Below are 20,333 nucleotides of genomic sequence, written 5' to 3'. Positions count from 1 at the left end.
TCCCTGATATAATGAAACGAGAACCAACAGGAAAGAGGTTTATCAAATGGCACATTATGATCTGAATACATCACAGCTGCGCGAATATGTCGGCATCCTGCGGGCAGGTGATACGGTTTCCCTGACCGGTACGGTATATACGGCGCGCGATGCGGCACACAAGAAGATTCTTGCGGCACTTGAAGCGGGCGAGGCAGTTCCGTTCGACCTTCAGGATTCTGTTGTTTACTATGCGGGTCCGACGCCGGCAAAGCCGGGACAGGTCATCGGCTCCTGTGGGCCGACAACCTCCGGACGCATGGATCCGTTTTCCCCGACTCTGATTGAAAAGGGTCAGGTCTGCATGATCGGAAAGGGCGTGCGCAATCAGGCGGTACACGATGCCATGCAGAAATATGGCTGTGTGTACATGGTCGCCATCGGCGGCGCGGGCGCGGTCATTGCCGATTCGGTCAAGTCGCTCGAGGTTGTCGCCTATGACGAGCTGGGCTGCGAGTCGGTCAAGCGCCTGACCGTGGAAAACTTCCCGGCAATCGTATCGATGGATGCGCAGGGCGGCAGCTTATATGCCACCGGCATTGCGCAGTTCCGCACAGCAGAGTGAGCAGGACGCGCTGGAGCTGCGTGCTGCTCGACATGGATGGGACATTTTTCGACTTCCCGGCCTGTGAGCGCCGCGCGTTTTTCCGCACCATGCAGGAATTTTCCATTGAGGCGGATGAGGACATGTATCAGCGCTACCGTGTGGTAAACAAGGCGGCGTGGAAGGAACTGGAAGAGGGCAGGCTGACGCATGAGCAGCTGCGTCCCGAACGCTTCCGCCGCCTGATGGCACAGCTGGGGCGCACCTTTCCGGACGGCGTCACGGCGGAACAGGTGGCCGCGTACAATGTGCAGCGCATTGCCGAGGGCGATATCCTGTATGACGGCGCGCGTGAGCTGTGGCAGCGCATCTATCGCCAGTACCGCGTCTGCGTGCTGACCAACGGCTCCGATCTGACGCAATACAACCGGCTGAAGTGTGCCGGTCTGCTGGAATATACGCATGCGGTCGTTACCAGCCAGCGGGCGGGTGTCGGCAAGCCGGCTGCCGGAATTTTTCAGCTCGCCCTTGCGGAACTGGGCTGCCCGGATAAGCGCGAATGCGTCATGGTGGGAGATTCGCTCGAGGCGGATATCCGGGGCGCAGAAAATTTTGGCATCGACACGATTTGGTATAATCCCACAAAAGAACGTCCGAAAACTATGCAGGTTGCCAAAGAGGTGAATGATTATTCCGCGTTGGCGCTTGCACTCGGGCTGGAAAAATAAAAACACGTTCTCAAAGCATACACAAAACATTATCATTTTCGAAGCCGCAGACAGAGAGCGGTGAGATTGACAACCAACCTTTGTTACGATACAATACATTTTGTTAAGAATAAGACAAACTTCCAATGCAGGGAAAGGGAGAACTGTTCATGAGAAGCTTTGAAACCGACGTACAGTTAATAAAATATAAGGTTCTGCGCGCCGTCGCAGAGCATGCATTGCAGGAGAGGCTGGACGACTGTTATTATACCGTGCCGCAGGAGGTTATTCCGGGCAAAAAGGCAACCATGCGCTGCTGTGTCTATAAGGAGCGCGCGATTGTCGGTGAGCGTGTACATAACGCCCTCGGCGGCGAACGCGGAAGCCATGTCATCGAGGTCATCGATATCGCCTGTGACGAATGTCCGGTCGACCGTTATTCGGTCAGCAACTCCTGCCGCGGCTGTCTGGCACACCGCTGCATGAAGGTCTGCCCGCGCGGTGCGATCAGCAAGGGCGATGACGGACGCGCAAAGATTGATCCGGACAAGTGCATTCACTGCGGACGCTGCGCAAAGGTCTGCCCGTACGGTGCGATTACTGAGAATGTCCGTCCGTGTGAGCGCAGCTGCAAGGTCGGTGCGATCAAGATGAACGACCAGCAGAAGGCGGAGATCAATTACGACAAGTGCATCAGCTGCGGCGCCTGCGTCAGCCAGTGCCCATTCGGTGCGGTCGTCGATAATTCTTATATGGTAGACGCGATCAAGCTCATCCAGCAGGCAGATCACCGCGGCTATTACACCGTTGCGATTGTTGCTCCGGCCATTGCCTCTCAGTTCAAGGGCGCGACAGTCGGACAGGTCAAGCAGGCACTGCGCCATCTCGGCTTCCACGACGTTGTCGAAGCGGCACTCGGTGCGGACATGGTTGCAAAGAAGGAATCAAAGGAGCTGGCGGAAAAGGGCTTCCTGACGTCGTCCTGCTGCCCGGCATTCGTGCGCTATATCAAGCAGCATGTGCCGGAAATGGCGGAGCATATTTCGCACAACCTGTCTCCAATGGCAGAGCTGGGCAAATACATCAAGGAAAACAGTGCGTGGCCGGTCAAGACGGTCTTTATCGGGCCTTGCACCGCGAAGAAATACGAGCAGAAGCTGGACACCGTCAAGCCTTGGATTGACTGCGTCATCACATTCGAGGAGCTTCAGGCGCTGCTGGATGCGGCAGGCCTTCCGCCGGAGGAGCAGGGCGAACTGCCGACGGACGATGCATCGTATTTCGGCCGTATCTTTGCGCGTTCCGGCGGTCTGACCGAGGCGGTTGCGCAGAGCATTAAGGAGCAGAACATCGACTTCGAGCCGAAGGTTGCCGTGTGCAGCGGCATCGAACAGTGCAAGGTTGCGCTGCTCAAGGCGAAAATGGGCAAACTCGCAGAGAACTTCATCGAGGGCATGGCGTGTGAGGGCGGCTGCATCAACGGTGCGGGCACCATCAGCCATACGCCGAAGGATAAGCTGACTGTCGACAACTTCGGTAAAGAAAGCCGCAAGGAAGGCATCAACATGTCGGTCGGCAGCTACGAGACCAAATTCTAAATCAGATCATCAGAACCGCCGGGAGTGCTGCTCCCGGCGGTTTTTTTGTATTCAGCGAGCTGTCTGGTGCATAGGATAGGGGAGATGACATTTGGAAGAGAGGAGCAGGACAATGCCGATTGTTTTTTTGAGCCCGTCAACACAGGAATACAACCTGTTCTATGATGGGAATGGGTCGGAAGAATATTATATGAATCTGATTGCGGATGCCATGGTTCCCTATCTGGAGGCATCCGGAATTACCGTCGCCCGCAATACGCCGGAGGACACAGCGCTGACCAGTGCGCAGAAATCCAATGAAGCGGGCGCACAGCTGCATCTGGCGCTGCATTCCAACGCCGCGCCGGAAGAACTGGCGGGACAGCTGCGCGGCACAGATGTATATTATTACACAGGCAGCACACAGGGGCAGCGCGCCGCGGATATCATTGCGAACAATCTCAGCCTGATTTCCCCGACGCCGCAGAAGGTCGATATCATCCCGACGACACGTCTGGCGGAGCTGCGCCGCACCACTGCCCCGAGTGTGCTGGTGGAAATTGCATACCACGACAATCCGGACGACGCGAACTGGATTCGCGGCAATATCCGCGACATTGCACGCAATCTGTCTGCATCGGTTGCGGATTTCTTTGCCGTTCCGTTCCGGCAGCCGTAACGTGGTGCGGCTGCGGAGCTGGCTCCTGCCGGTCGCAGCTGTGGCAGCTGCCGGACTTCTGGTGTTTGCGGGATACCGCATGTCTGTGGACACCGCCGTACCGGCGGGCGACTATATCCATTATGTGCAATTTGATGTGCCTGCTGCGGCATTGGAACGCGCATGGGAGGCGGATGTGCGCACGGAGGGCGAGGTCGGCTGGGTGGATCTGCTGTCTGCGCTCGCCTGCCGGTATGGCGGGGACTGGTCGCAGTACAGGTCGGCGGATCTGGACGCCATTGCTGCGGAAATGGAGTGCGGACAGAGCGCGGCGGAGGCCGGGAAATATTTTTCCTATTATCGTGAAGCTTATGGCGCGGTGCTGGATGGCCTGCTCGGTGATTTTTCCGAGCAGCAGACCGATGATGCGGGAAATACCGTCTGGCAGTACAAATACGGGCTGAAAGCATTTTGTCCGATTGCGAAGGGCTTTTCTTACAGTGAATCGGACGATTTCGGCGCGTCGCGCAGCTATGGGTATAAACGTCGGCATCTGGGGCACGATATGATGGGGCTGACTGGTACGCCGATTGTCGCTGTGGAGTCGGGAACCGTTGCGATGCTCGGCTGGAATCAGTACGGCGGATGGCGCGTGGGCATCCGGAGTGATGATGGAAGGCGGTACTGGTACTATGCGCACCTGCGGCAGGACCGCCCATATGCCGCCGGACTTGCGGAGGGGCAGCGCGTCACGGCGGGTGACGTCATCGGCTATATGGGGCGTACCGGATATTCCGCAACGGAAAATGTCAGCAATATTGTCACGCCGCATCTGCACATCGGTCTGGAGCTGATTTTTGACGAGAGCCAGTTTGAATCCGACAATGAAATCTGGGTGAACCTGTATCCGCTCATGCAGCTGCTGGCAAAGCATACCTGCGAGACCGTGCGAGCGGAGGACGGCGAGTATACCCGGCGGTATGCCTTCGAGGAGGGGACAGGGTGAAGAGACATAGGTGGGAAGCCGTGCTGCTCATTTGCCTGCTGGCTGCGGCGGGCATCTGCGTGTCGCACGGAAACGTACAGCAGGCCTCGGCGGTATCGGAAGTGATTTCCATACCGGTTGCGATGTACCACAGCGTGACGGATGAGGGCAAGTCACCGGGACAGTATGTCATTTCCCCGTCCATGCTGGAGAACGACCTGAAGTATTTGTCGGAGCGCGGGTATCATACCGTCACGGTTACGGATCTCGTCGCCTATGTGACAGCAGGCACGGCGCTGCCGGAAAAGCCGGTAATGCTGACATTTGACGACGGCTATTACAACAATTACAGCAATGCCTATCCGCTGTTGAAACAGTATGGCATGCGGGCGGTGCTGTCACCGGTCGGCACGCTGACCGAACAGTTTACCGCGAGCGATGACACCGGACATGAGGTCTGGTCGTACTGCACGGGCGCACAGCTCAAGGAGATGTCGGATTCCGGCGTGATGGAGATACAGAACCATTCGTATGATTTCCATTCACTCAGCCCGCGCCGCGGCTGCCTGCGCAAGAGCGGCGAAGACAAGGCGTCTTATCAGGAAACTTTTCTCAGCGACACCAGGCGGGCACAGGAGCTGTTTGTCTCACTGGAAATTCCGGAGCCGGTCTGCTATACCTATCCTTACGGTGCATGCAATGATGAAACGGATGCGCTGGTAAAGCAGTACGGTTTTGTCGCCACACTGAGCTGTGAGGAGGGCGTTGCGCATATTACGCGTGACCCGGCATGCCTGACCGGTATCCGCCGGTGCAACCGCGACGGGTGCATGACGAGCGAACAGTTCTGGAGCGGTCTGCTCGCCCAGGCGGAAAAGGGGGATTGAAATGCGTTGTGAGGACAAACGGCATTGCGATGACAACCGGTGCAGGTCGTGCTGCCGCATTGTCGATCTGCGGTGCAAGGAAGTCATCTGTATCGGCGACGGCAGCCGGCTTGGCTTTGTCAGCGATGTGGAAATTGACACCTGTACCGGCCGCCTGGTCGCCATTGTTGTGCCCGGGCGCGGCAAGCTGGGCTTTCTGGGCAAGCGGAACGACTGCGTTATTCCATGGGAGGCCATCCGCCGCATCGGGGATGATATTATTCTGACCAGCTTCTGCCCGCAGGAGTGCTGCCCACCGCGGGAGCACGAAAAGCACCGGTGCGACTGATGCGGCCGACTGTCAGAAAACTGTAAAATTTGCCGCGAAAGCAAAAGTTTTTCTTGCGTTCCGACCGGCGGTATGGTAAAATCAACGAGTATGAAAAATACACACGCATCGGGAGACGCGGCGTGGTGCTCCGGAAACGGGGTCGCCGCCGAAAAGGAACGATGCGGAGGAAAAAACTAAGGAGGACATTTCAATGTCAGTTATTTCTATGAAGCAGCTGCTGGAAGCAGGCGTGCACTTCGGTCATCAGACCAGAAGATGGAACCCGAAAATGGCGCAGTACATTTTCACCGAGAGAAACGGCATCTACATCATCGACTTGCAGAAGACCGTTAAGAAGCTGGAAGAAGCTTACTTCTTCGTTCGTGATACCGCAGCAGCAGGTGAGTCCATCCTGTTCGTCGGCACCAAGAAGCAGGCACAGGACGCTATCCGCGAAGAGGCTGAGCGCGCTGGCATGTACTACGTCAACGCAAGATGGCTGGGCGGCATGCTGACCAACTTCACCACCATGCGCACCCGTATCGCTCGTCTGAACCAGCTGAAGAAGATGCAGGAAGACGGTACCTTCGATCTTCTGCCGAAGAAGGAAGTTATCAAGCTTCAGCTCGAGATCGCAAAGCTGGAGAAGTACCTGGGCGGCGTCAAGGATATGAAGAAGCTGCCGGGCGCTATGTTCGTTGTTGATCCGCGCAAGGAGAAGAACGCAATCGCTGAGGCTCGCAAGCTGAAGATTCCGGTAGTCGCAATCGTCGACACCAACTGTGATCCGGACGAAGTTGACTATGTCATCCCGGGTAACGACGACGCAATCCGTGCCATCAAGCTGATCTCTTCCACCATGGCAAACGCTGTCCTGGAAGGCAAGCAGGGCGAACAGCTCGCTTCCGAAGAGGAAGAAGCAAAGGCTGCTGAATAAGAACCAAATATAGAAAAGCCCGCCGCGCTGAACGGGCGGGCTTTTTTCACACACCAGACGAATAACAGGGAGGAAATTACATCATGGCATTTACTGCAAAGGATGTTAAGGCACTGCGCGAGCAGACCAACGTTGGTATGATGGACTGCAAGAAGGCACTCCAGGAAGCTGACGGCGATTTCGACAAGGCAATTGAAATCCTGCGCGAGAAGGGCCTCGCAAAGGCTGCCAAGAAGGCAAGCCGTATCGCTGCTGAGGGCATTGTCTGCATCGAGGTTTGCGACGCATGCGGCGCTGCTGCAATCGTTGAGGTAAACTCCGAGACCGACTTCGTTGCAAAGAACGCTGATTTCCAGCAGTTTGCATCCGACGTTGCAAAGGTTGTTATCAAGGAAAATCCGGCAGACGTCGAGGCTCTGAAGAACTGCAAGATGGGCGACGTTACCGTTGAGGGCGCGCTCCAGGAGAAGGTTCTGACCATCGGCGAGAACCTTCAGATCCGCCGCTTCGTTCGCTACGACGACAGCACCGTAAATGTTGGCTACACCCATATGGGCGGCGTCATCGGCGTTCTGGTTGGCCTGGAAGTCTCCGACAACCTGAAGGGCAACCCGGTTGTCGCTGAGCTGGGCAAGGACATCGGCATGCAGGCTGCTGCAATGCGCCCGCTGTTCATGGACAAGTCCGATGTTGACCAGGCTACGCTGGATAAGGAGAAGGAAATCCTGCTGGCACAGGCGCTCGAGGAGAACAAGACCGCTGCTAAGCCGAAGCCGCAGCAGATCATCGAGAAGATGGTTATGGGCCGCATTGGCAAGTACTACGAGGAAAACTGCCTCCTCCAGCAGGCATTTGTCAAGGAGAATAAGGTTTCCGTTGAGAAGCACATTGCAGCTGTAGCCAAGGAGCTGGGCGGCTCCATCAAGCTGGCGAAGTATACCCGCTTCGAGAAGGGCGAAGGCATCGAGAAGAAGCAGGACGATTTCGCAGCAGAAGTTGCATCTATGGCAAAGTAATCAGAGTATATTGCTGATATGCGATTCAGCCTCCTGCGTTTGCAGGAGGCTGTTTTTGTAAGCGGCACAGAAAGGAACAAGGCAATGGCAAAACGAGGAAATTTGATGACATTCCGTGAGGATGTCCGTGTCGTGGACGCGACCATCCGCGACGGCGGCCTGTGCAACAATTTTTACTTCACCGACGAGTTTGTCCGTGACCTGTACAAGGCAAATCAGGAAGCTGGCGTCGATTACATGGAATTCGGCTATAAGGCATCGGCTGATCTGTTTGACCCGGAGGAGTTCGGCAAGTGGAAGTTCTGCCGCGATGAGGATATCTATGATATCGTCGGCGACAACGATACCGATCTGAAAATTGCGGTCATGGCGGATGTCGGACGCACCAACTACAAGCGCGACATTGTCGAGCGCAGCAACAGCCCGATTGATCTTGTCCGCGTTGCAACCTATATCAACACCATGCCGGCGGCCATCGAAATGATTGAGCATTGTGCGAAGATGGGCTATGAGACTACCTGCAACATCATGGCGGTTTCCAAGGCACACCGTGAGGATTTGAAGGAAGCACTGGATATGATCGGCAAGAGCTCCGCAAACGCTGTCTATCTGGTCGACAGCTATGGTTCGCTGTATCCGGAGGAAATTCGCGCGCTGTCCGAGATGTATCTGGAGAAGATGGATCAGTACGGCAAGCAGGTCGGCATCCATGCGCACAATAATCAGATGCTCGCATTTGCCAACACCATCGAGGCATGTGCGAGTGGTGTGAGCATGCTGGATGCGACGATGAACGGCATGGGCCGCGGTGCAGGCAACTGCATGATGGAGCAGCTGATGGGCTTCCTGAAGAACCCGAAGTACCAGCTCTGCCCGGTGCTGCACTTCATCGAGCAGCACATGCTGAAGCTGCGTGAAGAGGGCATTGTCTGGGGCTATAATACAGCATACCTGCTGACCGGACGCCTGAACATGCATCCGCGCTCTGCGATCGCGTTCTCCAAGGAGCATCGCTACGATTTCGAGCGCTTCTACCTCGATCTCGATCAGGAATAACTGCAAATCAAATCCGCTGGGGGGAAAACAACCCGGCGGATTTTTTTTGTGCATCGTGCATCTGCACAAAAAGCAAAATATATAACAAAAATATATTGTACAAAACTTCCATATGCGGTATAATATACCCATATAGGGGATGCCGGACACGGGCTTTCTGTCATGCAATAAACAGAGGAGGACATGGGAATGACCTTGCGAAATCTGCGGATCTTTCTGGCAGTAGCGGATTGTGGAAGTATGAGTGAAGCCGCGAAAAAGATGCACATTGCACAGCCGTCTGTCAGCGGTACAATTGGAGAAATTGAGGAACAATATGGTGTGCGCCTGTTTGAGCGCCTGGGACGGCGGCTGTATATTACGCCGACCGGAACGCAGTTGTGCGAATATGCCCGGCACATACTGTCGATGTATGATGCCATGGAGCTGCGGCTCCGGAATGCGGATGAAACCGACATGCTGCGCGTCGGCGCGACGGTCACCGTCGGTACATGCATTTTGGGAGGTGTATTACAGCGGTATATTTCAGAAACGCAGAATCAGCCGCCAAAGGTTGTTGTAGACAATACGCGTGTCATTGAACAGCAGCTGCTCAAGAGTGAGCTGGATGTCGCAGTGGTCGAGGGCAAAATCACCAGCCCTGACCTCGTGACGCAGTTCATGATGAACGATCCGCTGGCACTGGTCTGCGCGCGCGACAAAAATCCATTTGGTGCAAAAAAATCTGTCCGTCTGGCGGATTTGCAGGAGATCCCGTTTATTCTGCGCGAAGAGGGCAGCGGTACACGCGAGGTGTTTGAGAGCGTTATGCCGCACATCAACACGCAATGGGTGTGCAACAACAGCGAAGCCATCCTGCGCGGCGTGGAGATGGGCTTCGGCATGACGGTCATTTCGCGCCGCCTGGCATCTGACCGCCTGCGTTCGGGTGCGCTGACGGAAATCCATGTCGCGGATGCCGAGCTCAACCGCCAGTTCAGCATTGTCTGGCACAAGAACAAATACCTCGGCAAGAGCATGAAACAGTTTATCGAGGTCTGCTCGCAGTACGGGAAGATGTTCGGCGGACGATAATCTGTGCTGCAGGTACAAACAAAGCCCATGCCGGCTGGCATGGGCTTTTCTGCTGGTTTTGGCATCACAGGCGCGCTTCAATGGCGTCGTTGAGCGTCTGGATTGCCTTGATGCGTCCGAATTTTTTGTCCTGAGATTCCACAATGGTCCACGGTGCATACTCCGTGGAGGTCAGCCGGATCATGTCGTTGACGGCGGTTTCGTACAGATCCCATTTTTCGCGGTTGCGCCAGTCTTCGTCGGTGATCTTCCACTGCTTTTCCGGTGTATTCTGCCGTTCCGTGAAGCGGCGGAGCTGCTCATCCGAATCAATATGCAGCCAGAATTTGATGAGGATGGCGCCCCATTTCTCCAGCTCATATTCAAATTCGTTCAGTTCCTGATAGGCGCGCTTCCATTCTTCTTCTGTGCAGAAGCCTTCCAGACGCTCTACCATGACGCGTCCATACCAGGTGCGGTCGAACACGGCAACGTGGCCGTCCTTCGGGAGGTTCTGCCAGAAGCGCCACAGATGGTGGTGCATTTTTTCCACTGGTGTGGGGGATGCAATCGGGATTACCTCATAGCCGCGCGGGTCGAGCGCCGAGGTCAGGCGCTTGATGTTGCCGCCCTTGCCCGCGGCATCCCAGCCCTCATAGGCGATGATAATCGGGATGCGTTCCCGATAGACGATGTTGTGTAGCTTGGACAGTTTTTTCTGTTCATGGCGCAGCATCGTGCGGTATTTGTCCTCTTCAATGCGGCGGTACAGCGGAACCTCATCCAGTTTCGGCTTTTTGACCAGATGGAAGGTGTGTACCTGTGACTGGTATTCCGATGGGACGATGATCTTCGGCTTGTCGAGCGCTGTGCGGATGGAATCGACGATGATGCTGTAAATTTCGTTCATGGCGCTGCGGCGTTCGTGTGCACTGATGACATGCCAAGGCGCAAAGACCGTGTTGGTCTTTTCGAGCATTTCGTCGTAGACGCGGTAATATTCTTTATAATGCTTATTGCGGAATTTGTCGCGCTCTGTGACTCGCCAGCGCGTGTTTTTGTCCTCCATCAGCTTGGCATGGCGCTTGGCCTGTTCTTTACAGGAGATGTGCAGGAAGAACTTGATAATCAGGCAGCCGTCCTGTGACAGCTGGCGCTCAAAGGTGTTGATGCTTTCCATGCGGCTGTAGGCTTCTTCTGTGCTCAGGTTGCTCTCAATGCGGGCACGGGACACCTCGGGATACCAGCTCTCGTCAAAAATTGCCATCTTGCCTTTTTCCGGCGTGCGCAGCCAATGCCGCCACAGGAATGGATGGCGCTGTTCCTCCGGTGTCGGGTCCTTGGTATTGTGGACTTTAAAGAAACGGGGATCGAGCGTCTGGATCATGTTCGCAATCATGCTGCCCTTGCCGGAGGAATCCCATCCCTCAAACAGAACAATGACGGGCAGCTTGCTCTCTTTCATCCGGTGCTGTAAATTTGCCAGCTCTCCGCGCACCGCTTTGGTTTCCAGGCGGTACTCAACGTCCGTCATGCGGCGGTTAAAATCAATACTGTTCAGCATACAATACCCTCCCGTCGTTGTGATGAAATATAACAAATCTGTTGTATCCAGTATAACAGAAAATGGCACGGAATTCATCTGCAATCTATACAATTTGACGGGCAATGTTTGTGCATAATGATAAATGAACGGGGAAGCATGTGGTTGTGCTTGCAATATGATACCAAAACTGGTATAATTCAAATATAAGAATTGTTATTGATATTGACTGAAAAGTGAGGTGAACGGGTGAAATATTCCAGGCAGAGAGAGCTGATCCGGGAAGCTGTGAACCAGTCAAACGGGCACCCGACGGCAGATGCCGTGTACCAGCAGGTGCGCCAGAAAGAACCGACGATCAGTCTTGCAACCGTATACCGCAACCTCAGCCAACTGGCGGAAAATAATATGATCCGGCGCGTTGTCGTGCCCGGAGATTCGGACCATTTCGACTGCACGATGGAGTATCATGAGCATATGATCTGCACCGGGTGCGGCAAGGTCGTGGATGTCTGGCCGGAGCGCCCGCTGGCCGAGCAGTTCCGGGCACTGCCCGGTGTTTGCTGCACCGGCTATGAGCTGGTTCTGTATGGCCTGTGCCCGACGTGTGCGGATCAGGAAAACCGACAGAAAACACAAGCAGAGAAAGGATGAATCACGATGGAGTTAAAGGGCTCGAGAACAGAAGCAAACCTCGCCGCCGCATTTGCAGGCGAATCGCAGGCGAGAAACAAGTACACCTACTATGCATCCAAGGCGAAGAAGGAAGGCTATGAGCAGATTGCTGCGCTGTTCCTTGAAACCGCGGAAAACGAGAAGGAGCATGCAAAGATCTGGTTCAAGCTGCTGCATGACGGCGCAATTCCGGACACGATTGCCAACCTGAAGGACGCTGCTGCGGGCGAAAATTACGAGTGGACGGACATGTACGCGACGTTTGCAAAGGAAGCGCGCGAAGAGGGCTTCGACCACATTGCATTCCTGTTTGAGCAGGTCGGCGCAATCGAGAAGGAGCACGAGGAGCGCTACCTGAAGCTGCTGGCGAATGTTGAAAACGGCGTGGTATTCTCCCGCGAGGGCGACGCGATCTGGAAGTGCCGCAACTGCGGACACATCGTTGTCGGCAAGCAGGCACCGGAGGTTTGCCCGGTTTGCGCACACCCGCAGGCGTATTTTGAGGTCAAGGCAGAAAATTATTGATTCGTGACATACAGGCGGCGGAAGCGAAGGCTTCCGCCGCTTTTTTCGTCCTGTGGCATAAAACCGTATCGGGGAGGAAAACTGGGAGTATTGACAGATGGGAGAAGTTGTGGTATGCTAACGCACAGAGGGACACCCCCTGGGGGTGTAAGGGCATTGCGTAACGGAGGTGAGCCAATGGTTCAGCAAAAAAAATTCCGCGTGACCGGCATGACATGCACCGCCTGTTCGGCACATGTCGAAAAGGCAGTGCGCGCAGTCGAGGGCGTCCGGCAGGCGGATGTCAGCCTGATGATGAACCGCATGATTGTTTCTTTTGATGATACAGCGACAAGTGTCGGAGAAATCTGCGCGGCGGTGGCGCGCGCGGGCTATGGCGCGGAAGAAGAGGGTACAACGGGTGCTGCGGAACAGCAGGCCAACCCGCTGGAACAGCAGCAGAAGGAAATGAAAACACGGCTGGTCTGGTCGATTGCGTTTCTCATTCCATTGATGTACCTTTCGATGGGGCATATGATGGGGCTGCCGCTGCCGGGGATTTTCCTCGGGCTTGAAAACGCCATCACATATTCGCTGACACAGTTTTTGCTGTGCCTGCCGATTGTCTATCTCAACCGCGCTTTTTTTATCAATGGCTTTAAAACGCTGTGGCACCGCGCGCCCAATATGGATGCACTGATTGCAGTCGGCGCATCCGCCGCACTGGTTTACGGCGTGTTTGCCATTTACCGCATGGGTGTCGGACTGGGTGCCGGGGATATGGCGCTGGTTGAACAATACCACATGGATTTGTATTTTGAATCCGCCGGAACGATCCTGACATTGATTACCGTCGGCAAGTATCTCGAAGTGCGCGCGCGCAGTAAGACCGGCTCGGCGATTGAGTCGCTCATGAAGCTCGCGCCGCAGACGGCGCTGGTCGAGCGCGATGGCAGACAGATAGAGGTCGGTGTGGACGAACTGCATCCGGGCGATGTTGTTGTTTTGCGTCCGGGTGACCGCGTCCCGGTGGATGGCATTGTCAAAGAGGGAAGCTCGAGCGTGGATGAATCGGCGATCACAGGGGAATCCATCCCAGTGGAAAAGACCATTGGCAGCCAGGTTGTGACAGCGACGGTGAACGGCAAGGGCTTTTTGAAAATTCGTGCCCAGCGCGTCGGCGCGGACACCACACTGTCGCAGATCATCCGTCTGGTTGAAGAAGCGGCGGCATCTAAGGCGCCGATTGCGCGGCTGGCAGACCGCATTGCGGGCGTGTTTGTCCCGACAGTCATGGCAATTGCACTCGCAGCGGCAGGTATCTGGCTGCTGTGCGGTGCGACGGCGGAATTTGCGCTGTCTATCGGCATTTCCGTGCTGGTTGTCAGCTGTCCATGCTCGCTGGGTCTTGCGACGCCGGTCGCCATCATGGTCGGCACAGGCAAGGGAGCGGAAAACGGCATTCTGTTCCGATCGGCGCAAGCGCTGGAGGAGCTGCACAGCATCGACACCGTTGTGCTGGATAAAACCGGTACGATCACGGAAGGACGCCCCTGCGTGACCGATGTGCTGCTCACCGGACTGGTGACGGAGGACATGCTGGTGCGCATTGCGGCATCGGTCGAGGCATACAGTGAGCATCCGCTCGCAGAGGCGGTTGTGCGGTATGCGGAAGAGAAACACATTCAGCCGGAAAAAGTTGTCTCGTTTGAGCCGATTTTCGGGCGCGGTGTCGCGGCTACACTGGGGACACACCGGTATCTGGCGGGCAATGCGGCGCTGATGGAGGAAAACGGCATTAATCTTTCCGATGTGGCGTCGGAAGTGGACGCGCTGACACGAGGCGGCAAGACGCCGCTGTATTTTGCGCGGGAAGATGGTCTGCTCGGTGTGCTGGCGGCCATGGATACGGTCAAGCCGTCGAGTGCAGAGGCCATCCGTATGCTGCGCGGCCTTGGGCTGGAAGTGCGTATGCTGACGGGTGACAATCGCGTGACGGCAACTGCCATTCAGCATCAGCTCGGCATTGACACAGTGGAAGCGGAGGTTCTGCCGCAGGACAAGCAGGCGCACATTGCCGCGCTGCAAAGTGCAGGCAAAAAAGTGGCCATGGTCGGCGACGGTGTCAACGATGCGCCCGCACTCGCACGCGCCGATGTCGGTATTGCCATTGGCGCGGGCACAGATGTCGCGATTGACAGCGCGGGCGTCATCCTGATGCGCAGCGACCTGCGTGATGTCGCAGATGCTGTCCGCCTGTCGCGTGCGGTTCTGCGCAATATCAAACAGAATTTGTTCTGGGCATTTTTCTATAATTCCGTCGGCATTCCACTGGCGGCCGGTGTATTCTATGCCGCGCTCGGCTGGCGGCTGACGCCGATGTTTGCGGCGGCGGCGATGAGCCTGTCGAGTGTGTGTGTTGTCACCAATGCGCTCCGCCTGCGCGGCTTCCGCCCGCTGGCGCGCGCCGGACAGGAAGATGCGAAATCAGAACCCCAAACAATAGAGACACAAACAGAAGCAATGACAACAGAGAAAGGAAGTCAGACAATGAAGGCAACGATGAAAATTGACGGCATGATGTGCATGCACTGTGTGGGACATGTCAGCGACGCGCTCAACGCACTGGACGGCGTTTCGGCAAAGGTCGTGCTGGAGGATAACGCGGCGTATCTTGAGCTTTCCGGCGATTGTGATGCGGCACTTGCGGCGGTGAAACAGGCAGTAGCCGATGCGGGCTATACCGTCACCGGTGTGGAACCGGAGGATGCGCCGCAGAAGGCAACGATGAAAATTGACGGCATGATGTGCATGCACTGTGTCGGACGCGTCAGCGATGCACTCAACGCGCTGGACGGTGTTTCGGCAAAGGTCGTGCTGGAGGATAACGCGGCCTATCTCGAGCTTTCCGGCGACTGTGATGCGGCACTTGCGGCCGCACAGAAGGCAGTGGCGGACGCAGGATATACCGTCACCGGAACGGAGCGCGGCTGAGATGCGCGCGGACAAAGAAAACGTCAGCCGCCTGCTGCGCACCGCGCGCGGACAGATTGACGGCATTCTGCGCATGATCGACGAGGACGCATACTGCATTGATATCTCCAATCAGGTGATGGCGGCGCGGTCAGTGCTCGGACGCGCAAACCGCGAAATCATCAGCGCCCACCTCGAGGGCTGTGTCCTCGATGCCATGGAAAATGGTACCGGAGAAGAAAAAATGAAGGAGATTATGGCTCTTATTGATAAGCTTTCCAGGTAACAGGTAAAAAGCGGAATCCGCTTGTGCAAATTGCGAAAAATACATTGCGATAACAGGGGAAGTTTGATATAATAAAAACAATAATCATCTCCGGTAAAGCAGACACAGCGCGTATGGGAGCAAGGATGCGCAGCCTGTGGAGATGAACACAGAAAATCGAGGAGGCAAAATCATGAAACGCATCGGCATGCTGACCAGCGGCGGCGATTGCCAGGGTCTGAACTCTACCCTGCGCGGCGTTGCGAAGGCGCTTTACGAGGAATATGGCAAGGAAGTTGAAATTTATGGTTTCCGCGACGGTTATCGGGGCCTGATTGAAGGCGATGTGCGCCTGATGTCTCCGCGTGATTTTTCCGGTATCCTGACCATCGGCGGCACGATTCTCGGAACCTCCCGCCAGCCGTTTAAGAATATGCGCGACAAGGACGAGAACGGCGTGGATAAGGTCACCAAGATGATCGCTACCTATCAAAAGATGGAGCTGGACTGCCTGGTTATTCTCGGCGGTAACGGCACCACCAAGACCGCAAACCTCCTGCGTGAGGAGGGACTGAATGTCATCTCCCTGCCGAAGACCATCGACAACGATCTGTGGGGCACGGAGGTCACCTTCGGTTATCAGACCGCCATGGACATTGCAACCGATGTCATTGATAAGATTCATTCCACCGCGACGTCGCACAGCCGCGTGTTCCTGGTTGAAATCATGGGTCACGGTGCGGGCTGGCTGACGCTGACCGCAGGTATTGCAGGCGGCGCGGATATTATCCTGATTCCGGAGATCCCGTATAATCTGGAGTCGGTTGTCGCCAAACTGGAGGAACGCCGCAAGAATGGTCATTCGTTCACCATCGTGGCGGTTGCAGAGGGCGCGATCTCGCAGGAAGAGGCGCAGATGTCCAAGAAGGAATTCAAGGCGGCGCGTGCGCAGATGACCGACCCGTCCATCAGCTTCCGACTGGCGCGTGAGCTGGGCGAGGCATGCGGACAGGAGATCCGTGTCGTCAATCCGGGTCACTTCCAGAGAGGTGGAGGACCGGATGCCTATGACCGCATCCTGACCACCCGCCTCGGCACCGGCGCCGCCCGCCTGATTAAGCACAAGCAGTACGGCAACATGGTAGCGATCCGCAACGACCAGATTGTTGCAGTCCCGCTGAGTGAGGTCGCAGGCAAGCTGAAGACCGTACCGGTTGACAACGACCTGGTACAGGCAGCGCGCGATATCGGCATCAGCTTCGGTGATGAGAAGATCAAGAAGGATAAAAAGGACAAGAAGGACAAAAAAGATAAGGATAAGAAGGATAAAAAGGATAAGGACAAGAAGGAAGACTGATTCCTTTTGATGTAGCAAGCAAGGGGGGGCTGTCCGGCAGGAATTGCCGGGCAGCCCTTGCCGGTCGACGGAGTTTTGGTATGAACATCACGCTCATTTATGGATCACAGCGCCATGGAAGCACCTGGCATATCGCGCAGAAATTTGTCTCGCGGTTGTCATGCGGCGGGGAGGTGCGGGAATTTTACCTGCCGTCCGCACTGCCGGAACTGTGCACAGGCTGCGGCGTCTGCTTTATGCAGAGCGCGCGGTACTGCCCGCACCGGCAGTATGTTGAGCCGATTGTGCGCGCACTCGATCAGGCGGATCTGATTATCCTGGCGAGTGCGACCAATGTGTTCCATGTCACAGGATCGATGAAAAATATGCTTGACCATATGGCATATCGCTGGATGGTGCATCGTCCGTCCCCGACGATGTTTACCAAACAGGCCATTGCAATCACAACAGCGGCGGGCGGCGGCATAAAGCCGACGCTCAAGGACATGACGGATTCCCTGTCGTACTGGGGTGTAGGAAAAATCTGGACCTATGGCAAGGCAGTGCGTGCGATTGACTGGAACGGCGTTCCTGCCGGCATCAAACGGAGCATTGACCGCGATGTTGCGCGCCTGTCAGAAAAAATCGGCGCGGGAGGCAGCGCGGTTGTGCCGTCGGGCGACATCCGGCGCAGATTCGAGCTGCTGCGCATGGCATATAAGATTCACAGCCTTTCACCGATTGACCACGAATATTGGGGCGTACAGGGCTGGCTCGAAAAGACGCGCCCGTGGGATACGGTTGACCGGACACCGGAGGACTTGAAATGAAAGCGGCACTCATACAGCTTTGTGTCTGTGACAGCGAGACACCTGCCGAACGCTGGCTGCGTGTGGAACGCCTGCTCGCCGGTCTGGAGGGTCAGGATATTGATTTTATTATGCTGCCTGAGCTGTGGGGCGTTGGGTTCTGCAATTATGACCGCTATGCACAGGAAGAGGAACCGCTGCACGGGCTGACGATTGCCCGCCTGACGCCGTGGGCGCGGCGGCTGCACAGCCATATTGTGACAGGCAGCTTTGTCGAGCGCACGCCGGATGGGAAACGGTACAATACCACCGCTGTGCTCGATGCAAACGGGTATCTGCTCGGCAGCTATCGCAAAATCCATCTGTTCGGTTATGATTCACAGGAGCACATGCTGCTCACACCCGGCCGGCATACGGGCGAGGTGTTTACCGCCTATGGCATTGTGGGCTTGTCCACCTGCTATGACCTGCGGTTTCCGGAACAGTTTCGGCGCATGGTGGACAACGGCGCAACACTGTTCGCGGTGACAGCCGCCTGGCCGCAGCAGCGGCTGGACGACTGGCGGCTGTTCTGCCGCGCGCGGGCACTGGAAAATCAGAGTTTTCTGCTGGCGTGCAACCACACCGGTGACTGCGGCGGCACAGTCGGTGCCGGGCACAGCATGGCAGTCGCGCCGGATGGAACGGTGCTCGCAGAAGCGGACGAAGCGGAACAGATACTGGTGGCAGAGCTCGATCTCAACGAAGCGCAGCGCTTTCGCAGAAGATTTCCGGCACTGCATGATCGCGTGCCGATTGGATGAACAGCCGTCTGGCTACAGGCGGCTGTTTTGCTGTCGAAATGATTGCGGGATGTGCGCAGATGCGGTATGATAATAGAGAAATACTGCAATATCGTGATTCTATTCAAAGGAGAACGAAATGGAACAAACAAACAAGCTGTTTTGCAAAGGCGGCGGCTGTACGGCAAAGCTCGGTCCAGCCGTGCTCGAGCGCGTGCTGTCCCGGCTGCCCAAACCGACCGATGAACAGCTGTTGGTCGGCTGTGAATCATCGGACGATGCGGCTGTGTATCGGCTGACAGATGACATTGCAGTCGTGCAGACGCTGGACTTTTTCCCGCCGATGCTGGAAGACCCATATCTGTTCGGACAGATTGCGGCGGCCAATGCCCTCAGTGACATCTGGGCGATGGGAGGAACAGCGAAAACCGCACTCAACATCGTCTGCTTCCCGGAAAACATGGATTTGAATATTCTGGGCGCCATTATGACGGGCGGCAGTGAGAAGGTGCGCGAGGCGGGCGCAAGTCTGGTCGGCGGACATTCCATTGCGGACAGCGATGTCAAATACGGCCTGTCGGTCATGGGCACAGTGCACCCGGACAAAATCCGCACGAATAATACGTGCCGCATCGGCGACTGCCTGATTTTAACCAAGCCGTTGGGTGTGGGGCTGATTATGACGGCAAACCGCGTCGGACAGGCAAAACAGGAATGGTTTGATGCGGCAGTGCAGTCGATGACGACGCTCAATCGCTGGGCGTGTGAAGCGTCGATGCCGTATGAAGTGCACGCCTGCACGGATGTGACCGGCTTCGGCGTGCTCGGACATTTGCGCGAGATGATCCAACCGGCGTATTCGGCGGTGGTGCGTGCGGACAGTGTCCCGATGCTGGACGGCGCGCGCCAATGTGCGGAGGAATTTTTGCTGACCGCGGCGGCACAGCGCACACGCAATTTCCTGCAAGGAAAGGTACGGTTTGCGGTCGATGACTTTGCGCTGGAGGAAGTTCTGTTTGACCCGCAGACCTCCGGCGGTTTGCTCATGAGCGTGCCGGAGCGGCAGGCGGAAGCCCTGCTGGCGGAGATCCGTGCGCTCGGTCTGCGCTGCGGCATCATCGGCAGCATTGTACCGCGTATGGATTGTGATATCATTGTGACAAAATAAGGAGAGTTTTTTTATGAATCCAGTTGAGTTTCGATATGCGACGGAGGACGACGTCGATAAAATTCTGTTTTTTATCAAGGGCATTGCCGAATACGAAAAAATGTCGGATGAAGTCGTGACAACCGAAGCGCTGTTGCGCGAATGGGTGTTTGAAAAGAAGAGCGCAGAGGTCATCTTTGCGATGGAGGATGGAACAGAAGTCGGCTTTGCGCTGTTTTTCCATAATTTCTCGACCTTTGTCGGGCGCGCAGGCATTTATCTCGAAGATATTTTCGTGCTGCCGGAGCACCGCAAAAAGGGCTATGGCAAGGCACTGTTCACGCAGGTGGCAAAGATTGCCGCAGAGCAGGGCTGTGGGCGCATGGAATGGTGCTGTCTGGATTGGAACCAGCCGAGCATTGATTTTTACCGGTCTTTTGGTGCTGTTCCGATGAACGGCTGGACAACCTATCGTCTGGCAGGCGACACGCTTCAGGCTGCCGCCGCACAGGCACAGGACTGATTTTGAA

Annotated in this window: 21 protein-coding genes; 20 read left to right on the top strand and 1 reads right to left on the bottom strand. The window is 56.0% G+C overall.

Annotated elements, in window-relative coordinates; genetic code table 11:
* Window positions 1–46: 46 nt before the first annotated feature.
* The 11 genes from ACLM7Z_RS01040 (at window position 47) to ACLM7Z_RS00990 (ending at window position 9,790) form a co-directional block, all read left to right on the top strand.
* Entirely contained in the window at window positions 47–604 is a 558-nt protein-coding gene (locus ACLM7Z_RS01040) for a FumA C-terminus/TtdB family hydratase beta subunit (protein WP_087021062.1), read from the top strand.
* Window positions 601–1,311 (top strand): YjjG family noncanonical pyrimidine nucleotidase, encoded by a 711-nt coding sequence (locus tag ACLM7Z_RS01035; protein WP_133058298.1) that lies wholly within the window; start codon window positions 601–603, stop codon window positions 1,309–1,311. The genes ACLM7Z_RS01040 and ACLM7Z_RS01035 overlap by 4 nt, the downstream gene beginning before the upstream one ends.
* Window positions 1,312–1,460: 149 nt before the next feature.
* Window positions 1,461–2,888: a 4Fe-4S dicluster domain-containing protein gene (locus ACLM7Z_RS01030; RefSeq protein WP_087021057.1), complete on the top strand. Its 1,428-nt coding sequence runs from the start codon at window positions 1,461–1,463 to the stop codon at window positions 2,886–2,888.
* Window positions 2,889–3,000: 112 nt separating this feature from the next.
* On the top strand, window positions 3,001–3,546 hold the full coding sequence (locus ACLM7Z_RS01025; protein WP_087021054.1) for an N-acetylmuramoyl-L-alanine amidase family protein: 546 nt from the start codon (window positions 3,001–3,003) through the stop codon (window positions 3,544–3,546).
* The gene (locus ACLM7Z_RS01020; RefSeq protein ID WP_242969852.1) at window positions 3,521–4,531 is read left to right on the top strand and encodes a M23 family metallopeptidase; all 1,011 of its coding nucleotides are present in this window, start codon (window positions 3,521–3,523) and stop codon (window positions 4,529–4,531) included. The genes ACLM7Z_RS01025 and ACLM7Z_RS01020 overlap by 26 nt, the downstream gene beginning before the upstream one ends.
* Window positions 4,528–5,397 carry a polysaccharide deacetylase family protein gene (locus tag ACLM7Z_RS01015; RefSeq protein WP_435645471.1) on the top strand — a complete coding sequence of 290 codons (870 nt, stop codon included), beginning with the start codon at window positions 4,528–4,530 and terminating at the stop codon, window positions 5,395–5,397. Before ACLM7Z_RS01020 ends, ACLM7Z_RS01015 begins: the two co-directional genes overlap by 4 nt.
* 1 nt (window position 5,398) lies before the next feature.
* Window positions 5,399–5,725, top strand: a complete 327-nt coding sequence (locus ACLM7Z_RS01010; protein WP_087021048.1) for a PRC-barrel domain-containing protein — start codon at window positions 5,399–5,401, stop codon at window positions 5,723–5,725.
* A gap of 193 nt (window positions 5,726–5,918) precedes the next feature.
* Window positions 5,919–6,644: a 30S ribosomal protein S2 gene (gene rpsB / locus ACLM7Z_RS01005; protein ID WP_087021045.1), complete on the top strand. Its 726-nt coding sequence runs from the start codon at window positions 5,919–5,921 to the stop codon at window positions 6,642–6,644.
* Window positions 6,645–6,727: 83 nt separating this feature from the next.
* The gene (gene tsf / locus ACLM7Z_RS01000; RefSeq protein ID WP_087021042.1) at window positions 6,728–7,660 is read left to right on the top strand and encodes a translation elongation factor Ts; all 933 of its coding nucleotides are present in this window, start codon (window positions 6,728–6,730) and stop codon (window positions 7,658–7,660) included.
* 84 nt (window positions 7,661–7,744) lie between these two features.
* Entirely contained in the window at window positions 7,745–8,716 is a 972-nt protein-coding gene (locus ACLM7Z_RS00995; protein ID WP_087021039.1) for an aldolase catalytic domain-containing protein, read from the top strand.
* 189 nt (window positions 8,717–8,905) lie between these two features.
* Window positions 8,906–9,790, top strand: coding sequence for a LysR family transcriptional regulator (locus ACLM7Z_RS00990; protein ID WP_165761141.1), 885 nt, complete (start codon window positions 8,906–8,908; stop codon window positions 9,788–9,790).
* 64 nt (window positions 9,791–9,854) lie between these two features.
* Here ACLM7Z_RS00990 and pap read toward each other — a convergent pair whose 3' ends face one another.
* Complete coding sequence (gene pap, locus ACLM7Z_RS00985; protein ID WP_087021033.1) at window positions 9,855–11,333, bottom strand: polyphosphate:AMP phosphotransferase; 1,479 nt, start codon at window positions 11,331–11,333, stop codon at window positions 9,855–9,857.
* Between the two features lie 228 nt (window positions 11,334–11,561).
* Here pap and ACLM7Z_RS00980 point away from each other — a divergent pair, with 228 nt between their 5' ends.
* The 9 genes from ACLM7Z_RS00980 (at window position 11,562) to ACLM7Z_RS00940 (ending at window position 20,326) form a co-directional block, all read left to right on the top strand.
* On the top strand, window positions 11,562–11,966 hold the full coding sequence (locus ACLM7Z_RS00980; RefSeq protein WP_087021031.1) for a Fur family transcriptional regulator: 405 nt from the start codon (window positions 11,562–11,564) through the stop codon (window positions 11,964–11,966).
* Window positions 11,967–11,972: 6 nt separating this feature from the next.
* A complete protein-coding gene (gene rbr, locus ACLM7Z_RS00975) occupies window positions 11,973–12,512 on the top strand; it encodes a rubrerythrin (RefSeq protein ID WP_087021028.1) in 540 nt (179 codons plus the stop codon).
* Window positions 12,513–12,689: 177 nt separating this feature from the next.
* Complete coding sequence (locus ACLM7Z_RS00970; protein WP_273350381.1) at window positions 12,690–15,485, top strand: heavy metal translocating P-type ATPase; 2,796 nt, start codon at window positions 12,690–12,692, stop codon at window positions 15,483–15,485.
* A 1-nt stretch (window position 15,486) separates the two neighbouring features.
* Window positions 15,487–15,750, top strand: coding sequence for a metal-sensing transcriptional repressor (locus ACLM7Z_RS00965; RefSeq protein ID WP_087021022.1), 264 nt, complete (start codon window positions 15,487–15,489; stop codon window positions 15,748–15,750).
* A gap of 172 nt (window positions 15,751–15,922) precedes the next feature.
* Entirely contained in the window at window positions 15,923–17,086 is a 1,164-nt protein-coding gene (locus tag ACLM7Z_RS00960) for a 6-phosphofructokinase (protein WP_435645470.1), read from the top strand.
* Window positions 17,087–17,166: 80 nt separating this feature from the next.
* On the top strand, window positions 17,167–17,895 hold the full coding sequence (locus ACLM7Z_RS00955; protein ID WP_087021017.1) for a flavodoxin family protein: 729 nt from the start codon (window positions 17,167–17,169) through the stop codon (window positions 17,893–17,895).
* Window positions 17,892–18,677 (top strand): nitrilase-related carbon-nitrogen hydrolase, encoded by a 786-nt coding sequence (locus tag ACLM7Z_RS00950; protein WP_087021014.1) that lies wholly within the window; start codon window positions 17,892–17,894, stop codon window positions 18,675–18,677. Before ACLM7Z_RS00955 ends, ACLM7Z_RS00950 begins: the two co-directional genes overlap by 4 nt.
* Window positions 18,678–18,795: 118 nt before the next feature.
* Entirely contained in the window at window positions 18,796–19,824 is a 1,029-nt protein-coding gene (selD, locus tag ACLM7Z_RS00945; protein WP_087021011.1) for a selenide, water dikinase SelD, read from the top strand.
* A gap of 13 nt (window positions 19,825–19,837) precedes the next feature.
* On the top strand, window positions 19,838–20,326 hold the full coding sequence (locus ACLM7Z_RS00940; protein WP_087021007.1) for a GNAT family N-acetyltransferase: 489 nt from the start codon (window positions 19,838–19,840) through the stop codon (window positions 20,324–20,326).
* Window positions 20,327–20,333: the final 7 nt, after the last annotated feature.

It is taken from the genome of Butyricicoccus porcorum (genome assembly GCF_051246315.1).
Lineage (GTDB): Bacteria > Bacillota > Clostridia > Oscillospirales > Butyricicoccaceae > Butyricicoccus_A > Butyricicoccus_A porcorum.
The sequence above is the reverse complement of the archived record's forward strand: the minus strand, read 5'-3'. Positions and strand labels throughout refer to the sequence as shown.

Bases quoted from the DNA above. Each gene is read 5' to 3' on its own strand.
- ACLM7Z_RS00960 (WP_435645470.1), top strand. From the start codon at position 15,923: ATGAAACGCATCGGCATGCTGACCAGCGGCGGCGATTGCCAGGGTCTG.
- ACLM7Z_RS00950 (WP_087021014.1), top strand. From the start codon at position 17,892: ATGAAAGCGGCACTCATACAGCTTTGTGTCTGTGACAGCGAGACACCT.
- rbr (WP_087021028.1), top strand. From the start codon at position 11,973: ATGGAGTTAAAGGGCTCGAGAACAGAAGCAAACCTCGCCGCCGCATTT.
- ACLM7Z_RS00940 (WP_087021007.1), top strand. From the start codon at position 19,838: ATGAATCCAGTTGAGTTTCGATATGCGACGGAGGACGACGTCGATAAA.
- ACLM7Z_RS01040 (WP_087021062.1), top strand. From the start codon at position 47: ATGGCACATTATGATCTGAATACATCACAGCTGCGCGAATATGTCGGC.
- tsf (WP_087021042.1), top strand. From the start codon at position 6,728: ATGGCATTTACTGCAAAGGATGTTAAGGCACTGCGCGAGCAGACCAAC.
- ACLM7Z_RS01025 (WP_087021054.1), top strand. From the start codon at position 3,001: ATGCCGATTGTTTTTTTGAGCCCGTCAACACAGGAATACAACCTGTTC.
- ACLM7Z_RS00955 (WP_087021017.1), top strand. From the start codon at position 17,167: ATGAACATCACGCTCATTTATGGATCACAGCGCCATGGAAGCACCTGG.
- ACLM7Z_RS00995 (WP_087021039.1), top strand. From the start codon at position 7,745: ATGGCAAAACGAGGAAATTTGATGACATTCCGTGAGGATGTCCGTGTC.
- ACLM7Z_RS00970 (WP_273350381.1), top strand. From the start codon at position 12,690: ATGGTTCAGCAAAAAAAATTCCGCGTGACCGGCATGACATGCACCGCC.
- pap (WP_087021033.1), bottom strand. From the start codon at position 11,333: ATGCTGAACAGTATTGATTTTAACCGCCGCATGACGGACGTTGAGTAC.
- ACLM7Z_RS00990 (WP_165761141.1), top strand. From the start codon at position 8,906: ATGACCTTGCGAAATCTGCGGATCTTTCTGGCAGTAGCGGATTGTGGA.
- ACLM7Z_RS00965 (WP_087021022.1), top strand. From the start codon at position 15,487: ATGCGCGCGGACAAAGAAAACGTCAGCCGCCTGCTGCGCACCGCGCGC.
- ACLM7Z_RS01030 (WP_087021057.1), top strand. From the start codon at position 1,461: ATGAGAAGCTTTGAAACCGACGTACAGTTAATAAAATATAAGGTTCTG.
- rpsB (WP_087021045.1), top strand. From the start codon at position 5,919: ATGTCAGTTATTTCTATGAAGCAGCTGCTGGAAGCAGGCGTGCACTTC.
- ACLM7Z_RS01010 (WP_087021048.1), top strand. From the start codon at position 5,399: ATGCGTTGTGAGGACAAACGGCATTGCGATGACAACCGGTGCAGGTCG.
- selD (WP_087021011.1), top strand. From the start codon at position 18,796: ATGGAACAAACAAACAAGCTGTTTTGCAAAGGCGGCGGCTGTACGGCA.